Genomic DNA, 238 nt, shown 5'->3' with positions numbered 1-238 from the left:
GAATATCGCGCGGTTGCGAAAGCATGTGCGGATGATGGGTTTGCATTAGAGCCAACAGGCGGTATTGATATAGAATTCTTCGAATCAATTGTACGTATTGCGTTTGAGGGAAACGTTGAGCAAGTTATCCCGCATGTGTAGTCTTCTATTTTTGATAAAGAGACGGGCAATACGAGAACAGAAGCTGGTCGTGAATTATTTGCGGTAGTGAAGTTGTTGGTTGGTGAATATGCGTAAG

Annotated in this window: 1 pseudogene; it reads left to right on the top strand. The window is 43.3% G+C overall.

From position 1 onward, the window contains the following. Positions 1–237, top strand: a pseudogene (locus JDS80_RS31085) (KDGP aldolase); the annotation flags it as partial. Between the last annotated feature and the right edge of the window lies 1 nt (position 238).

This window comes from Bacillus cereus group sp. N8, from assembly GCF_016483685.1.
GTDB lineage: Bacteria > Bacillota > Bacilli > Bacillales > Bacillaceae_G > Bacillus_A > Bacillus_A proteolyticus.
The sequence above is the reverse complement of the archived record's forward strand: the minus strand, read 5'-3'. Positions and strand labels throughout refer to the sequence as shown.